Annotated in this window: 18 protein-coding genes; 6 read left to right on the forward strand and 12 right to left on the reverse strand. The window is 36.8% G+C overall.

Annotated elements, in window-relative coordinates; all coding sequences use genetic code 11:
- Positions 1-3 precede the first annotated feature (3 nt).
- The gene (gene clpS / locus DNJ73_RS08305; protein WP_257473434.1) at positions 4-315 is read right to left on the reverse strand and encodes an ATP-dependent Clp protease adapter ClpS; all 312 of its coding nucleotides are present in this window, start codon (positions 313-315) and stop codon (positions 4-6) included.
- A gap of 59 nt (positions 316-374) precedes the next feature.
- Positions 375-1,598 carry an LL-diaminopimelate aminotransferase gene (locus DNJ73_RS08310; RefSeq protein ID WP_158467234.1) on the reverse strand — a complete coding sequence of 408 codons (1,224 nt, stop codon included), beginning with the start codon at positions 1,596-1,598 and terminating at the stop codon, positions 375-377.
- A 391-nt stretch (positions 1,599-1,989) separates the two neighbouring features.
- Here DNJ73_RS08310 and DNJ73_RS08315 point away from each other — a divergent pair, with 391 nt between their 5' ends.
- Together DNJ73_RS08315 and DNJ73_RS08320 are read left to right on the forward strand one after the other, a co-directional pair.
- On the forward strand, positions 1,990-3,849 hold the full coding sequence (locus DNJ73_RS08315; protein ID WP_158467235.1) for an Rne/Rng family ribonuclease: 1,860 nt from the start codon (positions 1,990-1,992) through the stop codon (positions 3,847-3,849).
- Positions 3,850-3,856: 7 nt separating this feature from the next.
- The gene (locus DNJ73_RS08320; protein ID WP_158467276.1) at positions 3,857-4,438 is read left to right on the forward strand and encodes a ribonuclease HII; all 582 of its coding nucleotides are present in this window, start codon (positions 3,857-3,859) and stop codon (positions 4,436-4,438) included.
- 10 nt (positions 4,439-4,448) lie between these two features.
- Here the strand turns inward: DNJ73_RS08320 and DNJ73_RS08325 are convergent, their stop codons facing one another.
- On the reverse strand, positions 4,449-4,964 hold the full coding sequence (locus DNJ73_RS08325; protein ID WP_158467236.1) for a DUF1997 domain-containing protein: 516 nt from the start codon (positions 4,962-4,964) through the stop codon (positions 4,449-4,451).
- 56 nt (positions 4,965-5,020) lie between these two features.
- Here DNJ73_RS08325 and pheA point away from each other — a divergent pair, with 56 nt between their 5' ends.
- Positions 5,021-5,851 carry a prephenate dehydratase gene (gene pheA / locus DNJ73_RS08330; RefSeq protein ID WP_158467237.1) on the forward strand — a complete coding sequence of 277 codons (831 nt, stop codon included), beginning with the start codon at positions 5,021-5,023 and terminating at the stop codon, positions 5,849-5,851.
- A 1-nt stretch (position 5,852) separates the two neighbouring features.
- On the opposite strand, the gene DNJ73_RS08335 is transcribed toward pheA, so the two are convergent.
- The 7 genes from DNJ73_RS08335 to rpsL form a co-directional block, all read right to left on the reverse strand.
- On the reverse strand, positions 5,853-6,785 hold the full coding sequence (locus DNJ73_RS08335; RefSeq protein WP_158467238.1) for a methyltransferase domain-containing protein: 933 nt from the start codon (positions 6,783-6,785) through the stop codon (positions 5,853-5,855).
- A gap of 3 nt (positions 6,786-6,788) precedes the next feature.
- Positions 6,789-7,451, reverse strand: coding sequence for an LON peptidase substrate-binding domain-containing protein (locus DNJ73_RS08340; RefSeq protein ID WP_158467239.1), 663 nt, complete (start codon positions 7,449-7,451; stop codon positions 6,789-6,791).
- Between the two features lie 60 nt (positions 7,452-7,511).
- On the reverse strand, positions 7,512-7,832 hold the full coding sequence (gene rpsJ, locus DNJ73_RS08345) for a 30S ribosomal protein S10 (RefSeq protein ID WP_009788866.1): 321 nt from the start codon (positions 7,830-7,832) through the stop codon (positions 7,512-7,514).
- Positions 7,833-7,952: 120 nt separating this feature from the next.
- A complete protein-coding gene (tuf, locus tag DNJ73_RS08350; protein ID WP_158467240.1) occupies positions 7,953-9,152 on the reverse strand; it encodes an elongation factor Tu in 1,200 nt (399 codons plus the stop codon).
- Positions 9,153-9,192: 40 nt separating this feature from the next.
- Complete coding sequence (gene fusA / locus DNJ73_RS08355) at positions 9,193-11,268, reverse strand: elongation factor G (RefSeq protein WP_158467241.1); 2,076 nt, start codon at positions 11,266-11,268, stop codon at positions 9,193-9,195.
- Positions 11,269-11,373: 105 nt separating this feature from the next.
- Positions 11,374-11,844 carry a 30S ribosomal protein S7 gene (rpsG, locus tag DNJ73_RS08360; RefSeq protein WP_158467242.1) on the reverse strand — a complete coding sequence of 157 codons (471 nt, stop codon included), beginning with the start codon at positions 11,842-11,844 and terminating at the stop codon, positions 11,374-11,376.
- Between the two features lie 48 nt (positions 11,845-11,892).
- Entirely contained in the window at positions 11,893-12,267 is a 375-nt protein-coding gene (gene rpsL, locus DNJ73_RS08365) for a 30S ribosomal protein S12 (RefSeq protein WP_158467243.1), read from the reverse strand.
- A gap of 278 nt (positions 12,268-12,545) precedes the next feature.
- Here rpsL and gltB point away from each other — a divergent pair, with 278 nt between their 5' ends.
- The gene (gene gltB, locus DNJ73_RS08370; RefSeq protein WP_158467244.1) at positions 12,546-17,135 is read left to right on the forward strand and encodes a glutamate synthase large subunit; all 4,590 of its coding nucleotides are present in this window, start codon (positions 12,546-12,548) and stop codon (positions 17,133-17,135) included.
- Positions 17,136-17,141: 6 nt separating this feature from the next.
- Positions 17,142-17,468: a YciI family protein gene (locus DNJ73_RS08375; protein ID WP_158467245.1), complete on the forward strand. Its 327-nt coding sequence runs from the start codon at positions 17,142-17,144 to the stop codon at positions 17,466-17,468.
- On the opposite strand, the gene lipA is transcribed toward DNJ73_RS08375, so the two are convergent.
- On the reverse strand, positions 17,456-18,325 hold the full coding sequence (gene lipA, locus DNJ73_RS08380) for a lipoyl synthase (RefSeq protein WP_158467246.1): 870 nt from the start codon (positions 18,323-18,325) through the stop codon (positions 17,456-17,458). The two genes, DNJ73_RS08375 and lipA, sit on opposite strands and share 13 nt — an antisense overlap.
- Before the next feature lie 138 nt (positions 18,326-18,463).
- A complete protein-coding gene (cobJ, locus tag DNJ73_RS08385; protein ID WP_158467247.1) occupies positions 18,464-20,245 on the reverse strand; it encodes a precorrin-3B C(17)-methyltransferase in 1,782 nt (593 codons plus the stop codon).
- Positions 20,246-20,858: 613 nt separating this feature from the next.
- On the opposite strand from cobJ, the gene psaA reads away from it, so the two are divergent.
- Positions 20,859-23,165, forward strand: a complete 2,307-nt coding sequence (psaA, locus tag DNJ73_RS08390) for a photosystem I core protein PsaA (protein ID WP_158467248.1) — start codon at positions 20,859-20,861, stop codon at positions 23,163-23,165.
- Positions 23,166-23,177: the final 12 nt, after the last annotated feature.

The raw sequence follows: 23,177 nt of genomic DNA on the forward strand, positions 1-23,177 counted from the left end.
ATTTCAGCTTTCTAATTCTATTGTACTTGTTAGGCCTTTTGCCTTTAAAGATTCAGAATAAAATTCAGCAGGTTCTAAATCACATACAATAACAAGCCCAATACCATTGTTATGTGTTTCTAGCATAATATTCAAAGCATCCTGTTCACTTAATTGTGGCACTACTTGTCTTAAAGTTTCAACTACATAATCCATTGTATTTACTGGATCATTATGAAGTAGTACCTTGTATTTAGGAGATACTTTTCTTACTCGCTGAACTTCTCGATCAATAACAGCAGTCTCTCCATCAGTTTGATTTGCCGAATCAACCATAATTAAACTGCCAAGACTAATAGCATTTTTTAAAAGAGAATTTACCACGAGAATATGCATCACGCCCCTAAGATCCTTTGCATGGCTTTTTCAACATTTTCCCTACTATTGAATGCTGACAATCTAAAATAACCTTCTCCAGCAGCGCCAAAACCACTTCCTGGTGTACCAACAACATTTGCTTTTTCAAGCAAGAAATCAAAAAAGCCCCAAGAAGTAATATTTTTGGGTGTTTTGATCCAAGCATAGGGAGCATTAACAGCCCCAAAAACTTCAAATCCTGCAGAGGTAAGATTTTTTTTAATAATTTCAGCATTTTCCATATAAAAACTTACCAATTTTTTAATCTGTACTTGACCTTCTTTGGAGTAAACAGCCTCAGCCCCTCTCTGAACTATATAACTTACGCCATTAAATTTAGTACTTTGACGACGATTCCATAAAGACCAAAGGTCGACTTCTTCTGAGTTCGCTTTACCTTTTAAAGACTTCGGAATAACTGTAAAAGCACATCTTGTTCCAGTAAAACCAGCATTTTTTGAAAAAGAGCGAAACTCAATTGCACAATCTTTGGCTCCGTCAATTTCATAAATCGAATGAGGAATTGAATCATCTTTAATGAAAGCCTCATAAGCAGCATCAAAAAGAATCAAAGAATTATTTTGTTTTGCATATTCGACCCAAGAAGATAATTTTTCTCTAGTCGCTACTGCTCCAGTTGGGTTATTAGGAAAACAAAGATAAATTAAATCAAATTTTTCTTTTGGTATTTCAGCCTCGAAACCATTCTCTGAATTAATTGGGATATAACTTAAACCGTGATATTCCCCTGATTCGTTAACCTCTCCTGTTCTACCCGTCATCACATTTGAATCAACATATACTGGATAAACAGGATCAGTTACAGCTATTTTATTATCCTTACCGAGAATATCTAAAATATTACTGCTGTCGCATTTTGAGCCATCTGAAACAAATATTTCATCTGCTGAAATCTCACAGCCACGGGATAAATAATCATTTTTAGAGATACTCTCTCTAAGCCAGTGATAGCCTTGCTCAGGGCCATACCCTCTAAAGCCTTCTTCTGTTCCCATCTCTTCAATAGCAGCTTTCATAGCTTCACGACAAGCCAGAGGTAGAGGTTCAGTTACATCACCAATCCCTAACCGGATTAAATCAGTATCTGGATTCTTTGAAGTAAAGTCCTTAATTCTTCTAGAAATCTCGGGAAAAAGATAACCTGCTTTTAATTTCAGGTAATCAGCATTAACTTGAACCACTTGAAAATCACCTAGATTTTATTAAGGATAATCCCTTAAACACCTTGAATTCTTGAAAAATAGACGATTCGATAATAAGAACTAATTTCCCTTAAACACCTTCGGACTCAAAATAATCAAGTAAAAGATCTTGTGTTAGGATGATTTTAGAACTAAGCAAATGGGTTTCAGCCCTCAATGTTCTAAATTAACGTCAGTTATTCTTGAAGGGACAACTAGATTAAAACTCTGGAAACTCCGGCAATTTAATCCGGATTATATTTAATTCCCATTACAAAAAGTAATTAAAAATCTCTTCAAGTTTGTTTGGCGTTAAGAAAATTCAAACCATTCTAATTGCAGTTTTTCTGCTAATCAGTTTTTTAACAGCTTAAAAAGCTCAACATCATATATGCCCCAGCAAATTGTCATTGCTGAGCATTTGCGAATTGCCGCTCTGCTCACTGATGAAAGAATAGATGAATTAATCGTGGCTCAAGGTAGCTACCAAATTGGAGATGTATTCTTAGGAACAGTTGAGAATGTTCTTCCTGGAATAGATGCAGCTTTTGTAAATATCGGTGAAAGTGAAAAGAATGGTTTTATTCATTTAAATGATCTTGGTCCACTCAGATTAAAAAAAGCTACTGCAGGAATCACAGAGTTGCTCGAACCAAGACAAAAAGTTTTAGTTCAAGTAATGAAAGAGCCTACTGGAAACAAAGGGCCACGCTTGACTGGCAACTTAGCTCTCCCAGGTAGATACCTGGTACTGCAACCTTATGGGCAAGGTGTAAATATTTCTCGAAGAATCAGTACAGAAAGTGAAAGAAATAGACTTAGAGCTTTAGGGGTACTAGTTAAGCCTCCAAGTACTGGGCTTTTAATAAGGACAGAAGCAGAAGATATTTCTGAAGAATTTTTAATAGATGATCTTGAAAATCTTCTAAAACAATGGGAACTTATTCAACAAGCATCTGAAAATTGTACGCCCCCAATTCTATTAAATAGAGATGAAGATTTTATTCATAGAATTCTCAGAGATCATATAGGTCAAAATGTTAATCATATAGTTGTAGATAATCCCGAAGCAGTTGGTCGTGTTAATAACTTTCTTGGGAAAGATAGCAAAGAGTTAATTATAGAATTGCATTGTGATTCGCAAAACATACTAGAGAAATATAGAGTTATTACTGCTATTAATAATGCATTAAAGCCAAGAGTAGATTTGCCTTCTGGTGGCTATATAATAATAGAACCAACAGAAGCATTGACAGTTATAGATGTCAACTCAGGCTCATTTACACGTTCCGCAAATTCCAGAGAAACAGTTTTATGGACTAATTGTGAAGCGGCAATCGAAATAGCAAGACAATTAAAATTAAGAAATATTGGTGGGGTTATTATCATTGATTTTATAGATATGGATACAAGAAGGGATCAACTTCAATTATTAGAACATTTCATATCAGCTATCAATGGAGACTCAGCTCGTCCACAAATTGCTCAACTTACAGAACTTGGTCTTGTTGAATTAACCAGAAAAAGACAAGGTCAAAATATATATGAATTATTTGGAAAGATCAGTCCAAATTATCTAGAGCAAGGTAATCCTCCAAATATCACCATTCAAGATATAAATCAAACAATCTCATCTGAAGGGAGACTGAGCAATTCAAACCCAATTCAAGGAAGCGAAATAGAATCTTTGAAGGATAGTAATATCAAAAAGAAAAGTATCAATAAATTAAAAGATATCGAAACGAACTCAGCTATTGAAGAGCATAAATCATCAAAAGATAACCTAACATCTGTCTCCACTCAGACAAATGGAGAAGATTATTTAATAAACAAAGTTAACAACAAACAAGAAAAGAATTTAATAAATATAAAAATGAAGAAAAATGAAGAAATGGTTTATAGTAAAATGGGTTTAGACCCTATTTTAATTTTAGATGAGCCGCCACTATCTGAAAACTATATAGTTCACATAATCAGACCTGGCGAAGAGAAAGTAGGAGAAAAAGAAAAAAATACTAAAACCATTATTGAACTTCAAAATAACAATAATATTGAGAAAACTTCAATAGATTCTGAAGAGATAGAAAATGTTAAAGAAGAAACTAATTTAGCTTTTAATGAAGAAGCAAATGACTTAAATAGTGCTGATAAAATTGTAATCAACGAAATAGATGAACTTAATTCTAACGAAGCCAAAGAAGCCGATGAAGATCCAAGACGCAAAAGAAGAAGATCTTCTGCTTCATCATAAAAAAGAGATGGACAATTCTCTAATTGCAGGGGTTGATGAAGTAGGTAAAGGTTGTTTATTTGGCCCAGTTTTTGCTGGGGCTGTAATATTAAGCAAAGCAAATGAATTAAAACTATTAAGTCAAGGCCTCAGAGATAGTAAAAAATTAAATTGCCGACAAAGAAATCGTTTGGTGCCTTTAATCAAAGAAAACTCTATAGCATGGTCCTTAGGTCAAGCTTCAGCAAGAGAAATTGACAGTGTTGGAATTAGAATGGCTACTGAAAAAGCAATGCTAAGAGCATTAGAAAAATTCTTATCTCCACCAGAATTAATTCTGGTGGACGGAAAATTACCGATTCGTTTGTGGAAAGGAAAGCAAAAAACTCAAGTTAGAGGGGAAAGTCATTTTGCATCAATTGCTGCTGCCAGTGTTTTAGCAAAAGAAGCTAGAGATGAATTAATTAAGCGCTTAGCATGCAAATTTAGTCTTTTTGGACTTGAGAACAACAAGGGGTATGGAACTAAAATCCATAGAGCTAACTTAATCAAAGAAGGAGCGACTAAACTCCACCGAAAAAGTTTTCTCTCCAAATTAAAAATAGATTAAAGTTTTTAATTTACTGATTCTCTTTGCACCAATTTTGAAAATCCACAATCAACTGCTTGCCAACCCTTGCCTTAATTCCTAACAAAATTCCGTTCAATATTGATTGTCCAGTTGACTCGAGCATTTTTGGAGGGATCAATTTTAACAAAGGAGGTTGACTTACAGTTACACCTAAAAGCGCTTCACCTTCAAGACCTGACGTTTTGGCCTCAAGAATTGCATCTAAAGTTAATTCAAAATCATCAACAAAGCCCAAACCATCTAAGTGACTTTCAGTGACAAACATTCTAATTTTGCCATGAGTATTTTCTACACCTATAGACACGACTGGGTTTATTTGAAGTTGAAAAACTTGAAAACTTGTAACCTCATACTTAAAACTACCTGGCCCTAAAGGAGTCAATTTTTTAGAATCAAGCATTGCTCCTACAACTCTTTCCTGTTGTAAGAGATAATCAGGTAGTTGCTCTGCATTATCTTGAACAACTAGATCAATTTTTTGTCGTGCTTTAAAGGCCAGAGACATTATCAAAAGCTTGCTCAGCATGATCTTATCGGCATTTACCCCCTTTTTATTATCTAATGTCAATTCGAGTGGCCTATCTTGGACCTAAAGGAACATACGCTGAGAAGGCCGCTAAAGCCCTGGCAGCCTTAGAAAAGCTTACATCTCCAACATTTATACCATGCAAAGGCTTAAGGTCTGTTGTAGATAATCTTGCAAATAATCTTTGCGAAGCAGCTGTAGTTCCAATTGAAAATTCAGTTGAAGGGGGAGTTACCTCAACATTAGATTCTCTATGGAGACATAAAAATCTATTGATTCATAGAGCACTGGTTCTTCCCATCAAACATTCATTAATGAGTAGCGGATCAATCTCAACTATTTCAGAGGTCCTCTCTCATCCTCAAGCATTAGCTCAATGCAGCCAGTGGTTAAACGACAATATTCCCAATGCAGTTCATTTGCCAACTAATTCAACTGCAGAAGCAATAAGGATGGTCAAAGGCAGCTCATTTAGAGCTGCAATAGGATCAAAAGATGCAAGTGAAGAACTCAATATTCTGGCTTATCCTATTAATGATATTGAAGGGAATTGTACTAGATTTGTTCTTCTAAGTAAGAACAACATTAAAGAAGATGGAAATAAAGCAAGTATGGCCTTTTCACTAAAATCAAATACTCCAGGAGCATTACTAGAGGCACTGAATTGCATAGCAGATCTAGGTCTCAATATGAGTAGAATTGAATCTCGTCCTTCTAAAAGAGAACTAGGAGAATACGTGTTTTTCATAGATCTAGATTTAAATAACTCTAATAAAAAAGAATTTGAAAAAATTACTGAAGAGTTATCTAATCTTTGTAATCAAATAATAAATTTTGGATGCTATTTCAGCTCAGAAGCTGAGTAATTTACCCTCTCGATTTAAATACTCCAAACCTCATCAAACCCCTTGAGAAAGCCCATCTCATCATTAATATGGTTGGGATTTCTCTAAATGCTTTTATAAAAGTTCTTAGGCCTAATTTCAAAATAGGGATAGGTCTTCTAAACCCTTCATATATAGATTCATTCCAAGATTGAATAGTATATTTTGTCCAATTTGCTGCCTCTACTGAACTTCCACAATAAGGACTATTTAATAAGTTATTTTTGAATCCCTCAATACTTGAAAATTCAGGATGAGTCCATTGAATCAATAATTGATTCATAATGAACTTCTCAAAGAAATTAAACCGATACTTGCTTGGATCTCTTTGATTCCAATCTGCAATTGCAAGAACGCCACCAGGACGCAAAACTCTTAGCATCTCATCTGCAAACTTTTGTTTATCAAAAATATGGGGCCCAGCTTCAACGCTCCAAACTCCATCAAAGGTACTTTTTTCGAATTTCAAGTCAAGTGCATTCATCACCTCAAAACGACAATAATCCTTATTAGTTGTTAATTCATTTGCTCTTTTTATTTGTTCTGAGCTTATAGAAATACCAATAACATCAAATCCATAATCATTAGACAATATTCTTGCACTTCCACCTATTCCACATCCTACATCTAATATCCTTGAACCTTTGGGTAATTTATTCAAACCACTCCAATGAACTAATTCATGTACAAAATCAATCTTAGCTTTCCTAAAATCTTTTTTTAATCGAGGTTTTTCATAAAAGCCAAGATGAATATGCTCACCCCAAAGTTTTTCTAATAAACGATCATTAGTCCAGGCATCATAGGAGGATGCAACACTATTTACCGACTCATATTTACGACTTTTTCTAAGCCAAAAAACACTTAGAATTAATAGAATAAGCCCAATAAATGTAAAAATAAATATCCATTGCATGATTTAATTGTTGGCTTGATCAGCATTTGAAAAGGTATCTTTTAAAGCAGTTCTGGCAGCTAGTTGTCTTCTAGTGTGATCAAGAAGTTCATATTCTCTTTCCAAGCGGTGATATGTGTTCGTTAATTCTAATAAGTTTTGCTGTTCACTTGCCACAGGTCCTCCAAGATGAGCAGCTATCCAAAAAGATAATTCTCTTGGAATATCTGGCAAAGAGTCAGGAAGTGCCTTTTCAGACTCAGTTAGTTTTGAGGTAAGTGAAACTACATCCTTTAGCGCAATGGAAACTGAGTCCTTTAGTTCCGATAATTTGGTTTGATCTGAAATTTGTTCGTCATCAACCCAGCTAACTAAAGCGTTTATAAAAGGAGTTTCACTAATAATTTCTAAGATTCGGAATCTTTGCTGACCAATAGTAACAATATTACTTCTGCCATCTTGTGATGTTTGATGCTTAATGATTTCAGCACAACAACCAACATCTGCCATTTTTTTTGCAATTGGATCCCATCTAACAACTCCAAAACGGCTATCTGATTTCAAAACAGATTGAAGCATAACCCTGTAACGAGTCTCAAAAATATGCAGCGGCAAGTATTCCTGAGGAAAAAGCACAACCTCAGGCAATGGGAAAAGTGGTAGCTCCCTAACTGAAAGTTCGCTCAAATGGGTATTGCGAATTTCACCTATCCTAGATAATCAATCTCTGGTTTGAGAGAAAAAGACCTAGAGCTTAACTTCTATATCTACTCCACTGGGAAGGTCCAACTTCATTAGAGCGTCTATAGTCTTTGCGGAAGGGCTGTAAATATCGATAATTCTTCTATGTGTTCTTGTCTCAAAATGCTCTCTTGAATCTTTATCAACATGAGGAGAACGAAGAACACAATATATTTTTCTCTTTGTAGGAAGTGGAATAGGCCCTATTGCTGAAGCAGCTGTTGTGTCTGCAGTCTCAATTATTTTATCGCAAGACAAATCAAGCATTCTTCTATCAAAAGCCTTTAGGCGTATGCGTATTTTTTGCTGTGCAATTGCAGTTGACATAATGGAATTACCAAAAGCTAATTAGGTTTTCAAGGTTCTTTTGAAAATGAACTAGTTGTTCATTTGTTTATTTAATTTAGAGGATGACCTGATTAGATTACAAGTCATCCTCTAAATCATTTATTCAATAATTTTAGAAACAACTCCGGCACCAATGGTGCGTCCACCTTCACGAATAGCGAATCTCATACCTTGTTCTATAGCAACAGGGGCTATCAATTCCCCTGTCATTTTTATCCTGTCACCAGGCATAACCATTTCAACATTACTGCCATCATCAGAGGTGAATGCTGTGATTTGACCAGTTACATCAGTAGTACGAATATAAAACTGAGGACGATAACCTGCGAAGAATGGGGTATGACGACCACCCTCCTCTTTTTTCAATACATACACCTCACCCTCAAATTTCGTATGAGGAGTGATGGATCCCTTTTTAACAAGAACCATTCCTCTTTCAATATCTTCTTTCTGGATACCCCTTAATAACAGACCAACGTTATCTCCTGCCATACCTTCATCAAGCAGCTTTCTAAACATCTCTACACCAGTAACGGTTGTAAGTCTTGTATCTCTAATTCCTACAATTTCAACCTCTTCTCCCACTGTTACTTTTCCTCTCTCAATTCGTCCAGTAGCAACTGTTCCACGACCAGTAATAGAGAAAACATCCTCAACAGCCATTAAGAAAGGCTTATCTACTTCTCGTTCTGGCTCTGGAATGGAAGAATCAACAGCAGTCATCAATTCATCAATTTTTGTCTCCCAATCTGCTTCTCCTTCGATAGCTTTTAATCCTGAAACTTGAACAACAGGGATGTCATCGCCAGGGAAGTCATAACTTGTTAGAAGTTCACGTATCTCCATTTCTACAAGTTCTATCATTTCTTCGTCATCAACCATGTCGCATTTGTTTAGTGCAACGACTAATGCTGGGACACCAACCTGCTTGGCCAAAAGAATATGTTCTTTTGTTTGTGCCATTGCTCCATCGGTGGCGGCCACTACAAGAATTGCACCATCCATCTGAGCAGCACCTGTAATCATGTTTTTTACATAATCAGCGTGACCTGGGCAATCAACATGCGCGTAATGCCTACCATCAGTTTCATATTCAACGTGAGCAGTGTTGATTGTGATACCGCGTTCACGCTCTTCTGGCGCTCCATCAATTTCAGCGTAATCTTGCGCTTCGGCTTGACCTTTTTTGGCTAAAACCTTTGTGATAGCAGCAGTAAGTGTTGTTTTGCCATGGTCAACGTGGCCAATAGTACCTATGTTGACGTGAGGTTTGTTCCTCTCAAACTTCTCGCGAGCCATTTTTTTAAAGAATCGGGGATTGGTTAGTAAATTTTAGAGATCAGGAATTGCCCTGATTCTTGGAGATAATTGCTTCAGCAACATTACGAGGAACTTCCTCGTAGGTGCTGAACTCCATTGAGAAAATACCCCGACCTTGAGTCATTGATCGGAGTTGAGTGGCATAGCCAAACATTTCGGCTAATGGCACTTTTGCCTGGACTTTGGATTGTCCATCGTCGATGGATTGACCTTCAACCTGACCTCGTCTAGAGGACAGATCTCCAATTATAGAGCCTAGGAAGTCCTCAGGCACTTCTACCTCAACTTTCATCATAGGTTCTAGAAGGACAGGATTGCACTTCTTGATTCCATCTTTGAAAGCCATTGATCCAGCAATTTTGAAAGCCATCTCTGATGAGTCAACATCATGATAAGAGCCATCAACCAATGTAACTTTTACATCAATTAAAGGATAGCCAGCAATTACACCTGACTCACATGTTTCTTTCATTCCTGATTCCGCAGGTTTTATATATTCTTTTGGAACAGAACCACCAACTATTTTATTGACAAACTCAAAACCAGTTCCTGGTTCACCTGGCTCAACTTCAATAACAACATGACCATACTGCCCTTTACCGCCTGTTTGTCTCGCAAACTTTCCTTCACCTGAAGAGCTGGCTCTAATCGTTTCTCTATAAGAAACTTGAGGTGCCCCAATATTTGCCTCTACCTTAAATTCTCTCAACATACGATCCACCAAAATCTCTAAGTGAAGTTCACCCATACCTGCAATCACAGTTTGATTTGTCTCTTGGTCAGTACTAACTCTGAAAGTTGGATCTTCTTCAGAGAGAGATGTTAGCGCTTTCCCTAGCTTTTCCATATCACTCTTAGTCTTGGGTTCTACCGCAACTGAAATAACTGGTTCAGGGATATATAGAGTCTCAAGAACAATTGCATCTTCAGAAGCACATAAAGTATCCCCCGTTGTTGTATTTTTCAGACCAAGCACAGCACCCAAATCTCCAGCTCTTAATTCATCGACTTCCTCACGATCATCAGCTTTCAAAATTATCAACCTGGATATTCTCTCTTTTGCATCCTTAGTTGAGTTTAAAACATAACTTCCTTTTTCAAGGACACCGGAATACATACGAACAAACGTTAATTTGCCATAAGGATCAGCCATTACCTTGAATGCAAGCGCGCTAAATGGAGCACTATCATCGGAAGGCCTAACAGCTTCTTTTCCATTGGGAAGCAAACCCTGAATAGGAGGAACATCAACAGGAGCAGGAAGATAATTAACTACAGCATCAAGTAATAATTGAACCCCTTTATTTTTAAAAGCTGAACCACATAGCATGGGCACTAAGCCATGTTTAAGAACTCCTTCCCTAATACCCCCTTTGAGTTGTTCAATTGTTAACTCACCATTTTCTAGAAACGCATCAAGTAATTCCTCATCAGTCTCAGCTATTGATTCCATCAACCGAGAGCGCCAATCAGAAACTAAATCAACCATGTCTGAAGGGACTTCTGTCTGTTCAATATCTTTTCCTAGATCATCTTTATAAATGAATGCTTTGTTTTCAACAAGATCAATAATTCCCTTTAGATCATTTTCAGCTCCAATAGGTAACTGAATAGGAACCGCGTTTGCTTTTAATCTATCTTTAATTTGACCGTGAACCTTTAGGAAATCCGCCCCGGTTCTATCCATTTTATTGACAAATACCATTCTTGGAACGGAATACCTATCTGCTTGGCGCCAAACTGTTTCAGATTGAGGTTGAACTCCGCCAACCGCACAAAACACAGCAATAACTCCATCGAGAACCCTCATAGAGCGTTCAACTTCAATGGTGAAGTCAACGTGACCAGGAGTATCAATAATATTTATACGATGATCGTCCCATGTGGTTGAAATTGCAGCAGCAGTAATGGTTATTCCTCTTTCTCTCTCTTGAGCCATCCAATCAGTAACTGCAGCACCATCATGAACTTCACCCATTTTGTGTACAACGCCTGAATAGAAAAGAATTCTTTCAGTGCAAGTTGTTTTACCAGCATCAATATGTGCCGCAATTCCGATATTTCTAACTCGTTCCAAAGGAAAGGCGCGTGCCACAGAAAATACTCCGACTAAAGGGCTTTAAAATGCGCCTGGACTCTACAACTCAGCATGCTCAAAATGAAATATTTTGATGATTTAAATAGAAAATTTTGACCAAAATCAATAGCGATAATGAGCAAAAGCTTTATTTGCTTCTGCCATCTTATGTGTCTCTTCCCTCTTTCTCACTGCGTTTCCAGCTTCATTAGCAGCATCCATAAGCTCCCCTGCGAGCTTATGGGACATACTCCTACCATTTCTTGATCTGGAGAAATTTACTAACCATCTAAGGGCCATAGCGATTCCTCTTTCCTGACGAACTTCCATTGGAACTTGGTATGTAGCGCCTCCTACCCTTCTAGCTCTAACTTCAACAAGAGGTGTGACATTTTTCACTGCTGTTTCGAATAACTCAATCGGGTCTGAACCTGTTCGCTCGTTGATCAAACCAAAGGCATCAGAAAGAATTTTTTGAGCTGTTGATTTCTTACCGTGCTTCATCAATCGATGGACCATCATACTTGCCAAACGATTATTGAACTGTGGATCAGGGAGAACAGGTCTTTTTTCTGCTGCGTTTCTTCTTGACATGAAATTAGAGTTGTATAAGGGGGAAATTCAATGAATCAATATTGGTTTTTATTCCTTAGGAGATTTAGCTCCATATTTTGATCTTGACTGTTTTCGGTCTTTAACTCCAGCGGTATCAAGAGTTCCTCTCACTATGTGATATCTCACTCCTGGCAGATCCTTAACTCTTCCTCCTCTAAGCAAAACCACAGAGTGCTCTTGAAGGTTGTGACCGATACCGCCGATATAAGCAGTAACTTCAAATCCAGAAGTTAATCTGACACGAGCAACTTTTCTGAGAGCAGAGTTAGGTTTTTTGGGAGTAGAGGTGTAAACCCTAGTGCAGACTCCTCTCCTTTCTGGGCAACCTCGCAAAGCAGGAGATTTTGTCTTTGTTTTTAGAGTCTTTCGCTCTGTTCTTATCAACTGTTGAATGGTTGGCATTAATTTTATATTTGGTCTAGGTTTGACCAGATTCAACAATTCACCAGATTACTTGGTCAAGCACCCAAATTAGTATTTTTTTCAATTAATACTTTATTTTTATTCAGGTTTAAGCATAAGAAACAAATATTTTAAGAAAGTATTGAATAAAAAACTTGATAGTCGACAAAAATGTTTAAGATGTAACTCTAGGAACTATCAAATCAATCTAATCCATCTATTTCAAAACTTACCGATAGCACTTTTGCAAGAAAAGAAAAAATAGTAAGTTAAAAAACATGCATCAACGACTCTCAAGATCAAATTGGCCTTATTGCGATAGCACCTATCCAGATGCCTTTTCTGGGGAAAAAGATTCTTGTGGGGTTGGCTTCATAGCTAGCGTCGAGGGCAAGCAAAATCATTGGGTCTTGTCTCAAGCATTACGTGGTCTCAGCTGTATGGAGCACAGAGGAGGATGTGGGGGAGATAGTGATTCAGGAGATGGTGCTGGAATTTTATGCGAAATTCCATGGTCATATTTACAGCAGGTTTGGGAAATAGCCAGACAATGCGAACCCGAATCATCAGGAATAGGTATGATTTTTATGCCTAAAGATCTAAAGAATAGAGAATTAGCTAGAAAAATATGTGAGGAGGAGGCTGAGTATTTAGGGTTAACCTCCCAAGGATGGAGAGATGTTCCTGTTGATGATGAAGTTTTAGGCAAACTTGCAAGAGAAAATGAACCTTTTATTACTCAATGGATAGTTGATATTAAGAACAAAGAAATTAATCTTGAAGCTTTGCTTTTCAGATTAAGGCAAAGGATTTCAAATCGAGCAAATATAGAATTAAAGGAAGATAAATTAGGGCTCTATATATGCTCTTTAAGTAGTAAAACAATTGTATATAAGGGGATGGTCAGATCTGAAATATTGGCCCCTTTTTATACAGATCTAAAGGACGATAGATTTGAAGTTTCATACGCGGTATACCATAGAAGATTTAGTACGAATACTTTGCCAAAATGGCCATTAGCTCAACCGATGAGACTTTTAGGTCATAATGGAGAAATAAATACATTACTAGGAAATATAAATTGGGCAACAGCAACAGAAACAGATATAAGTTCAGCATGGGGAAACACTGCTAGTGACCTAAAACCAATTGTCAATAATTTATTTAGTGATTCAGCCAATCTAGATTTAACTCTTGAACTATTAGTTCAAAGTGGGCGACCAATAACAGATAGCTTGTTAACACTTATTCCTGAGGCTTTTAGAGACCAGCCTGAATTAATCAATAAACCTGAAATAACTGCTTTTTATGAATATGCTGCAGGAACTCAGGAGCCATGGGATGGGCCAGCATTAATAGTTTTTACTGATGGAAAAAATATAGGAGCAACACTAGACAGAAATGGACTTAGGCCTGCTCGTTATTGCATCACTAAAAACGGATATGTTGTCATGGGATCTGAAACAGGTGTTGTTGAATTAGATGAGAATCAAATTAAAGAAAAAGGTCGACTTGGTCCCGGTCAAATGCTGGCAGTAGATTTAGAAAAAAAGAGAATTTTACGAAACTGGGATGTCAAAGAAGAGTCTGCGAACAGATATCCATACTTAGACTGGCTAAAAGCAAATCGTATAAATCTTAACAACCAAAATTGGGAAGTAATTAATAAATTTGATAAGCAAGAGTTACTGCAGCAACAAATTGCATTTGGATTTAGTTCAGAAGACTTTGATTACATAATTAATAGCATGGCAGCAAATGCAAAAGAACCAACTTATTGCATGGGAGATGATATTCCACTAGCAATACTTTCCAATAAATCACATATTATTTATGACTATTTCAAACAAAGGTTTGCACAAGTCACTAATCCTCCAATTGACCCTCTTAGAGAAAAACTTGTTACAAGCTTAGAAATGCATCTTGGGGTTAGAAAAGCACCACTAAGTCCTAAAGCAGACTCAGCAAGACTAATTCATATTAAATCACCAATAATTAATGAACAAGAATTAATATCAATAACAAAATCTGGGCTTAATTACAAGGAAATTTCCACATTAATCCCTATTAATAATGGTGAACTAAACCTAGACAACGGTCTTAAAAATCTATGTCAAGAGGCAGAAGATAGTGTTATCAATGGTGGAGAAATATTAATTCTCTCAGATAGAAATATTAATCCAGAGAAATCCTACATTCCTCCTCTTCTTGCTGTTGGTGCAGTTCATCATCACTTACTTAGAAAAAGACTAAGGCTGAAAACTTCAATAATTATAGATACAGCTCAATGTTGGAGTACGCATCACATAGCCTGTCTGATTGGATTTGGAGCGAGTGCAATTTGTCCATGGTTAACATGGGAAACTACCCGTCATTGGTGGCAACTACCTAAAACTCAAAAACTTATTTCCGATGGAAAGTTGTCTGATTTATCCATAGAGAGTGCTCAAGATAATGTTAAGAAAGCAATGGAAGATGGATTAAGAAAAATACTTTCAAAAATAGGAATCTCAGTTTTAGCAAGTTATCACGGAGCACAAATTTTTGAAGCCATAGGTATTGGTGCAGATTTAATTGATTTAGCTTTCAAGGGAACGACAAGTCGTATAGCTGGGCTAACTCTTAGCGAATTATCAATCGAAACAAGTTCATTTCATAAAAAAGCATTCCCAGAATTAGGACAAAAAAAACTTGATTTTAATGGATTTGTTCAATATCGAAATAGTGGGGAATTTCATTTAAATAATCCAGAAATGTCAAAAATTCTTCATGCAGCAGTCAAAGCTGGACCTGAATATGACCACTTCAAAACTTATCAACAACTACTAGAAAGTCGTCCAGCTACAACCCTCAGAGATCTACTTACTTTTAAAAAAGCTGCTCAGCCTTTACCCCTTGATCAAATAGAAAGTGTTGAGAGTATTTGTCAAAGATTTTGTACCGGTGGAATGAGTCTCGGTGCCCTATCAAGGGAAGCCCATGAAGTTCTTGCAATAGCAATGAATAGAATTGGAGGCAAAAGTAATAGTGGTGAAGGAGGAGAAGATCCTGCGAGATTCAATGTACTGAAAGATGTTGATGAAAATAATCAATCAAAAACCTTACCCAATCTCAAAGGACTTTTAAATGGAGATACCGCCTGTTCTGCAATTAAACAAATTGCGTCTGGCCGATTTGGGGTCACCCCTGAATATTTAACTAGCGGAAAGCAATTAGAAATCAAAGTAGCTCAAGGCGCAAAGCCTGGTGAGGGAGGACAATTACCGGGGCCAAAGGTTGATGAATACATAGCTAAGCTTCGTAATAGTAAGCCAGGAGTAGCTCTTATTTCTCCTCCACCTCATCATGATATTTACTCTATAGAAGATCTTGCCCAACTTATTCACGACCTACATCAAATAAATCCAAATGCAAAAGTCAGTGTGAAATTAGTTGCTGAAATAGGCATTGGCACAATTGCAGGAGGAGTAGCAAAAGCAAATGCTGATGTCATACAAATTTCAGGGCATGATGGTGGGACGGGTGCATCGCCACTGAGTTCGATTAAACATGCTGGTTTGCCATGGGAACTTGGATTAACTGAAGTTCATCGATCTTTATTAGAAAATGGTCTTCGCAAAAGGGTTTTATTAAGAGCAGATGGAGGTTTAAAGACAGGCTGGGATGTCTTGATTGCGGCTTTACTTGGTGCAGAAGAATATGGTTTTGGAACAATCGCGATGATTGCCGAAGGTTGCATCATGGCGAGGATTTGCCATACAAATAAATGTCCAGTCGGTGTAGCAACTCAACAAGAAGGTTTAAGGAAAAGATTCCCAGGATTACCTGAACATGTTGTTAACTTCTTTATCTTCGTAGCTGAGGAAGTCAGACAATTGATGAGTCAAGTTGGAGTAGCAAAAGTCGAAGATCTTATTGGAAGAACTGATTTATTAATTCCTAGAAAGCTAGACCTAACAAAAACAAAAGAGGTCGATCTATCTAGCCTTCTCAAACCTTTAGAAAACTCGACAGATCGTTCTTGGTTGAGTCACGATGTACAAGCTCATACCAATGGAGAGGTTCTTGAGAATTCTCTTATCAAAGATAAAGATATTTCTCATGCAATTAATACTCATGAGAGCATAACTAAAGAAATATCAATTGTTAATACAGATAGAAGTGTTTGTGCACGAATCTCTGGAGTTATAGCCAAAAAATATGGAAATAAAGGTTTTAAAGGAAATTTAAATTTAATATTTAAAGGTTCAGCTGGACAAAGTTTTGGTGCATTTATTTTAAAAGGAATGAATATTTCTTTAGTAGGAGAAGCTAATGATTATGTAGGCAAAGGCATTAACGGAGGTTCCATTACTATTGTTCCCGAAATTATTAATGACACATCTAACAATCAGGTAATACTTGGAAATACATGTTTATATGGAGCAACCGGTGGCAAATTATTTGCCCTTGGAATAGCAGGAGAACGTTTCGGTGTTCGTAATAGTGGAGCTCATGCTGTTATTGAAGGAGCTGGAGACCATTGTTGCGAATATATGACTGGAGGAGTAGTTGTTGTTCTCGGGAAAACTGGAAGAAATATTGGAGCAGGAATGACTGGAGGCATAGCATTTATTCTTGACACAAAAAATGAACTTGACTTAAGAATGAATAAAGAAATTGTTGAGGTCCATGATCTGACTTCAACTAACCAAGAACAATTCTTAAAAGAACTAATTATTGAATATAATCAGAAAACTAAAAGTCCTAAAGCAAACAAGATTCTCTCAGATTGGTCTTCGTGGAAAAATTTATTTAAAATAGTAGTGCCCCCAAGCGAAAAAAATAAATTAGGGATTAAAGAAGCTCTGGAGAAAGCAACAATATAGACAATAATGCCTATATTTATAAAGACAGAGAAGTTTAAAGAGAAAACCTTAGAATTGTCTAATAGTGAAAGAAAAAAATTCTTATTGATGCATAAAGAATGGGTAAAAAATATTAGTAAATCTGGCCACTATATCCATAGCGGATATTTAATAAATGAAAAAAAAAGACCAGGCGGTGGAGGTTTATTAATTTTTGAAGCGAAGGATTATTTAACAGCAAGAAAAATCATAAAAAATGATCCCATGATTAAACATGAATTAGTTATTTGGGATCTTCAAGAATGGATATCAATTGATGGAAGTCAACCAAGGTTTTCAAATCATCTTGGATGAGACATCATTAATTTTTTAACTTCCCCAGCGTGATAACTACTTCTAGTTAATGGTGAACTAATGACCTGTAAAAATCCTAATTTATTTTCTCCCTCAATACGGTAACTATCAAATTGCGAAGGAGATACAAATCTATTAACAGGTAAATGTTTTGGTCCAGGTGATAAATATTGACCAATAGTTACTATATCGACTTTATTTAGATGAAGATCAGATAGAACGTTCAAAATCTCTTCATCTGTTTCCCCTAATCCAGCCATTAAGCCAGATTTTGTATACACTCTTGGCCAACCTTCACGCACTCTTTTTAATAACTCCAAAGACCGTTCATATTTTCCCTGTGGTCTGACTCGTGGATATAGCCTTGGAACTGTCTCAATATTGTGATTGAGAACATTTGGAGCCGCATCCAAAATGACTTTCAAAGCATCCCAATTACCGCAAAGATCTGGAATTAAAACTTCAATAGAGGTAAAAGGAGATTTACTTTGAACAGCCTTAATACATTTTAAAAATTGACTTGCACCTCCATCTTCTAAATCATCACGATTGACAGAGGTTATTACCACATGAGTTAAGCCCATCCTATAAACAGCTTCACCTAATCGATCAGGTTCTGATGGGTCTAAAAGCCTTTTTGAATTATCAAATGAGATATCGCAATAAGGACATTTCCTTGTGCAAGCAGGTCCCATTATTAAAAAAGTAGCAGTACCTCCTGCGAAACACTCTCCTATATTTGGACAACTTGCCTCCTGGCAAACTGTATTGAGTTTTAAATCAACTAATAGATCAGCAACATTGCCAATCCTTTCTTGTTGTGGTGCCTTAACACGTAACCAGTCTGGTTTAAGCAAAGCTTTTTTAATAACAAACTAACTTTAGAAAGATTTTTCAGATTGACTTGAATTTTTTAACTTCTTCTAAACTTAATAACAAAAATGATCTTGCAACTAATTATTAGATTTTATAGTTCGTGTTAATCAACAAAAAAATTAATTAGAGAAATAACCTCTTGGCGTTAAAAATTTGTTGTTTTTGATAAAACTCTGACTATTACCAATTAAAAGAATTGTAAGCATATCGACCTGATCAAATGGCAAAGTTTCGAGAGTATGTATTTCTATACTTTCTTCAGGCCTCCCAAGCTGTCGAGCGATAGCAACAGGTGTGCTTGGTTTGCGAAATTCTAGTAATAAATCAACAGCCTTTTTTAATTGCCAATTGCGTTTTATTGATTTGGGATTAAATATTGCAATAACAAAGTCTCCTTGGGCTGCACTGTTTAGCCTCAACTCAATTTGATTCCAAGGAGTCAATAGATCGCTTAAAGAGATAGAGCAAAAATCATTCATAAAAGGAGCTCCAAGCTTCGCTGCAGCCATTTGAAAAGCGCTAATACCTGGATGAACTTGAAACAAAGGCCTAGATTCAACCGGTTCATCTAGCCAAAGTTCAAGAGCTAATCCAGCCATTCCATAAATTCCACTATCTCCAGAGGAAACAAGGGCAACTCTGATTCCTTCTTTTGCAAGATCAAGTGCATGCTGGCATCTATCTTTTTCAAAAGTTAATTGTGAATCAATCCGAACCTGATCATGACGGCGTATTGAATCTAAATAATTCAAATAAGGTGCATAGCCAACCCAAGCAACACATCTTGCTAGAGCTTTTCTAGCGTCAGAAGTGAGCATTTCTAATTCCCCAGGTCCACTGCCAATTAAATGCAATTCACCCTTATGCGGAGCAAAAGGTATTTTGACCTCAACCAAAGCAATCGTAACGGCTCCGACTTCATCATTTTTGGAATAATAAATTTGTTTTTTTTGTATTAATCTTCCTCTCTCAGATCCTTTCAAAAGTGCTGCTGCCTCTGCAACTGAGGCAGTTCCCATTTCATTCATCACTACATTTGAGGGAGTGGGAACCTTAACTTTTGAAAGCTGATGAGCACTAAAAAAATAAATAGGCCATTCATTTCTTTTTGATAAATTCAATAATCCAATTTCATTATTTTTTTTGTCAATCGTTGCAATACAAGAAATTGAAAGAAGTGATAAACCATTTTTAGTAAAAGATTCCTCTATCGCTCGCTGAATCATTTTCTCATCAGTATTTCTCTCGCAACCAATTCCAATAATTATTGATGGTGGATGCCATGAACATCCATTTATTGTTTCTTGCCCTATATATAAGTCAATATTTTTAGAAGGGATTTGATCATTATTATCTAAAAAAGAAAAATTGGAGGCGGCTGTTAATTGCTGCCATAATTTTGACCCTTTAGATTGAAAAATAATATTTTTTTGCTCTTTAGATTGGCTAATCATTAACTTACGCCAGTCAACATTACCGCCTCCTCTTCTCCAACCCCATCCTTCACCAAAGCAATCTAAAGGAATTCTTTTTTTTATAAATGAATCCGATGTAAAAATTGGATCTGCGTCTAACGCAGATGCTAACTCAGTAGCAAATCTATCTCCGCCTTGCTTATGACCTCCCAAAAGAGTAACAACATTTTTAGCTTGTGAATCCATTACAAGTATCGCTGGATCATTTTCTTTGGATCTAACGAAAGGAGATATAAGCCTTACCACGGCTCCAATTGAACCTATAAAAATTAATTTATTATTTTGATGCCAATGATTTTTTAAAAAATCTATTGGAATAGATTGCTCTATACCGTGAATTTTTTTCTCTTCTGCAAGAGCCGAACTATCTGATATAAAAATTTGATCAACATATTTTTTTGCTTGTAATCTATCAAGCAAAGGCAAAGAACTTAATGAAAATCCAAACGCAATTCTTTTTGGAGTTCTAACTAAACTTTTTTTCAGAGCAGAGATGAAACATAACTTTGATTTATACTAGGAAACCCCTTAAAGAAAGCTTTAGTAAAAATCAAAAATCTTAGAATCGCCATTCAATACATTTTTTAATCCCAAAAAACTCTAATTATCATATTTAATAGTATTTTTTACCTATGCTCAAATTCAAATCAGAGCCAAGAAGCATTACAAGAACTATTATTTTTGAGAATCTATATTTACAATATTTATATTCATCTAAGCCTATTAAACTTTTTCCAACCCGTCTCTTAAGCCCTTAATTTTTCTAATTAAGAAAAACTATGGATTCCAAGATGGCTATGGAATAAAAGTGTAGAACATTTGTTACATGCTGCCGTAGTAACTGAGTGTCTACTTTATGCTGATGACATAACACCAACTATAGGTATTCAAGTAACTTCAAAGGTAGGTCTTGAATTCCTAAAATCTATCAACAAGTAATCCTGCTTTTAAGTAGTTTTACTTACCTGAAGATTTAATCCTAGTTTTTCCTAAAACTAGGCCCCCCAAACCTCGATCACATTCCTAAAGGAATCACTCGATGACCATTAGCCCACCAGAAAGAGAACAAAAAAAAGAACCAGTTCTCGATAAACCTATCGAAACTGATGCAATCCCTGTAGATTTTTCCAAGCTTGATAAGCCTGGTTTTTGGTCCAAGACTCTTGCAAAGGGTCCAAAGACAACAACTTGGATTTGGAATCTTCATGCTGACGCGCATGATTTTGATACCCATGTTGGAGATCTACAAGAAACAAGCAGAAAAGTATTTTCTGCTCATTTTGGCCACTTAGCAGTCATCTTTATTTGGATGAGCGCAGCTTTTTTCCATGGAGCTCGCTTTTCTAATTATTCTGGCTGGCTGGCAGATCCAACTCACGTAAAGCCTGGAGCTCAAGTTGTTTGGCCAATAGTTGGTCAAGAAATGCTTAATGCTGATTTGGGCGGTAATTATCACGGCATTCAGATCACATCAGGAATTTTTCAGATGTGGAGAGGCTGGGGAATCACTAATGAAACTGAGCTAATGGCTCTGGCTATTGGTGCATTACTAATGGCAGCCATTATGTTGCACGGAGGCATATATCACTATCACAAAGCTGCACCCAAGCTTGATTGGTTCAGAAATCTTGAATCTATGCTCAATCACCATATAGCTGGTCTAGTGGGATTGGGCTCTATTGCTTGGGCTGGTCATTGCATTCACATTGGTGCACCAACTGCAGCGATTATGGATGCCATGGATGCTGGAAAGCCTCTAATTATTGATGGCATTCCTATAGCTTCAATAGCTGACATGCCACTCCCTCATGAGCTTTGCAATCCTGCTATTGCTAGTCAAATATTCCCTGGCCTTGCAGGAAGAACAGTTGAAAACTTCTTTACAACTAATTGGTGGGCATTTAGTGATTTTCTAACTTTTAAGGGTGGTCTCAATCCCGTTACAGGTAGCTTATGGATGACAGATATTTCTCATCATCATTTAGCTTTTGGAGTATTAGCTGTATTTGGTGGACATTTATATAGAACTATGTTTGGAATAGGCCATAGCCTCAAAGAAATACTTGATAATCATGCTGGAGATCCAATTCTTTTCCCTGCTCCAAATGGTCATAAGGGAATTTACGAGTTTTTAGCTAACAGTTGGCATGCTCAACTTGGTTTAAACCTTGCAATGATTGGCTCCTTAAGCATCATTATTTCCCATCACATGTATGCGATGCCACCATATCCATACTTGTCGACTGATTATCCTACTGTCCTTGGTCTATTTACTCACCATATGTGGATAGGTGGATTGTTCATTGTTGGTGCAGCAGCTCATGCTGGCATTGCAATGATTAGAGACTATGACCCTGCTGTTCATATTGATAACGTCCTAGATAGAATTTTGAAAGCAAGAGATGCATTGATCAGTCATCTAAACTGGGCCTGCATGTTCTTAGGTTTTCATAGCTTTGGTCTTTACATACATAATGATGTAATGAGAGCCTTAGGTAGGCCTCAAGACATGTTCAGCGATACAGGAATACAGCTTCAGCCAGTTTTTGCTCAGTGGATTCAAAATATTCATCATTCAGCAGCTGGTTCTACCACCCTTGCAGGAGCGAACGTAAACCTTCAAAGTGGCTTAGTAAGTGAAGTATTTAATGGTTCTGTCAGTCAAGTTGGAGGAAAAATTGGAATCGCTCCTATCCCTCTAGGAACTGCTGATTTCATGATTCACCATATACATGCTTTTACCATCCACGTAACCCTACTAATTCTTTTAAAGGGAGTTTTATTCGCACGAAGCTCCAGATTGATACCTGATAAAGCTAATCTTGGATTTAGATTCCCATGTGATGGCCCCGGAAGAGGTGGCACATGTCAGGTATCATCTTGGGATCATGTTTTCCTTGGTTTGTTTTGGATGTATAACGGCTTATCAGTAGTTATATTTCACTTCTCATGGAAAATGCAAAGTGATGTATGGGGCCTTACAGGAGGAAACTTCGCTCAAAGCTCCATAACTATTAACGGATGGCTTCGAGATTTCCTATGGGCTCAGTCATCTCAGGTTCTTACAAGTTATGGTCAACCCATAAGTATGTACGGTTTGATGTTCTTAGGAGCTCATTTCGTTTGGGCGTTTAGTCTTATGTTCCTATTCAGTGGCCGTGGTTACTGGCAAGAATTATTTGAGTCAATCATATGGGCTCACAATAAACTTAAGTTAGCTCCAACTATTCAACCAAGAGCTCTATCTATCACTCAAGGTCGTGCAGTAGGGGCAGCTCATTTCCTTCTAGGAGGAATAGCTACAACTTGGGCCTTCTTCCACGCTCGCTTAATCGGTCTCGGCTGACCCTCTCTGATT

The sequence above is a fragment of the Prochlorococcus marinus XMU1408 genome (assembly GCF_003208055.1).
Classification (GTDB): Bacteria; Cyanobacteriota; Cyanobacteriia; order PCC-6307; family Cyanobiaceae; genus Prochlorococcus_B; species Prochlorococcus_B marinus_A.

Excerpts from the sequence above, each read along its gene's own strand:
- DNJ73_RS08315 (WP_158467235.1), top strand. The coding sequence starts at position 1,990 with ATGCCCCAGCAAATTGTCATTGCTGAGCATTTGCGAATTGCCGCTCTG.
- pheA (WP_158467237.1), top strand. The coding sequence starts at position 5,021 with ATGTCAATTCGAGTGGCCTATCTTGGACCTAAAGGAACATACGCTGAG.
- DNJ73_RS08320 (WP_158467276.1), top strand. The coding sequence starts at position 3,857 with ATGGACAATTCTCTAATTGCAGGGGTTGATGAAGTAGGTAAAGGTTGT.
- DNJ73_RS08325 (WP_158467236.1), bottom strand. The coding sequence starts at position 4,964 with ATGTCTCTGGCCTTTAAAGCACGACAAAAAATTGATCTAGTTGTTCAA.
- rpsL (WP_158467243.1), bottom strand. The coding sequence starts at position 12,267 with ATGCCAACCATTCAACAGTTGATAAGAACAGAGCGAAAGACTCTAAAA.
- rpsJ (WP_009788866.1), bottom strand. The coding sequence starts at position 7,832 with ATGTCAACTGCAATTGCACAGCAAAAAATACGCATACGCCTAAAGGCT.
- gltB (WP_158467244.1), top strand. The coding sequence starts at position 12,546 with ATGCATCAACGACTCTCAAGATCAAATTGGCCTTATTGCGATAGCACC.
- clpS (WP_257473434.1), bottom strand. The coding sequence starts at position 315 with ATGGTTGATTCGGCAAATCAAACTGATGGAGAGACTGCTGTTATTGAT.
- rpsG (WP_158467242.1), bottom strand. The coding sequence starts at position 11,844 with ATGTCAAGAAGAAACGCAGCAGAAAAAAGACCTGTTCTCCCTGATCCA.
- psaA (WP_158467248.1), top strand. The coding sequence starts at position 20,859 with ATGACCATTAGCCCACCAGAAAGAGAACAAAAAAAAGAACCAGTTCTC.
- DNJ73_RS08335 (WP_158467238.1), bottom strand. The coding sequence starts at position 6,785 with ATGCAATGGATATTTATTTTTACATTTATTGGGCTTATTCTATTAATT.
- tuf (WP_158467240.1), bottom strand. The coding sequence starts at position 9,152 with ATGGCTCGCGAGAAGTTTGAGAGGAACAAACCTCACGTCAACATAGGT.
- DNJ73_RS08375 (WP_158467245.1), top strand. The coding sequence starts at position 17,142 with ATGCCTATATTTATAAAGACAGAGAAGTTTAAAGAGAAAACCTTAGAA.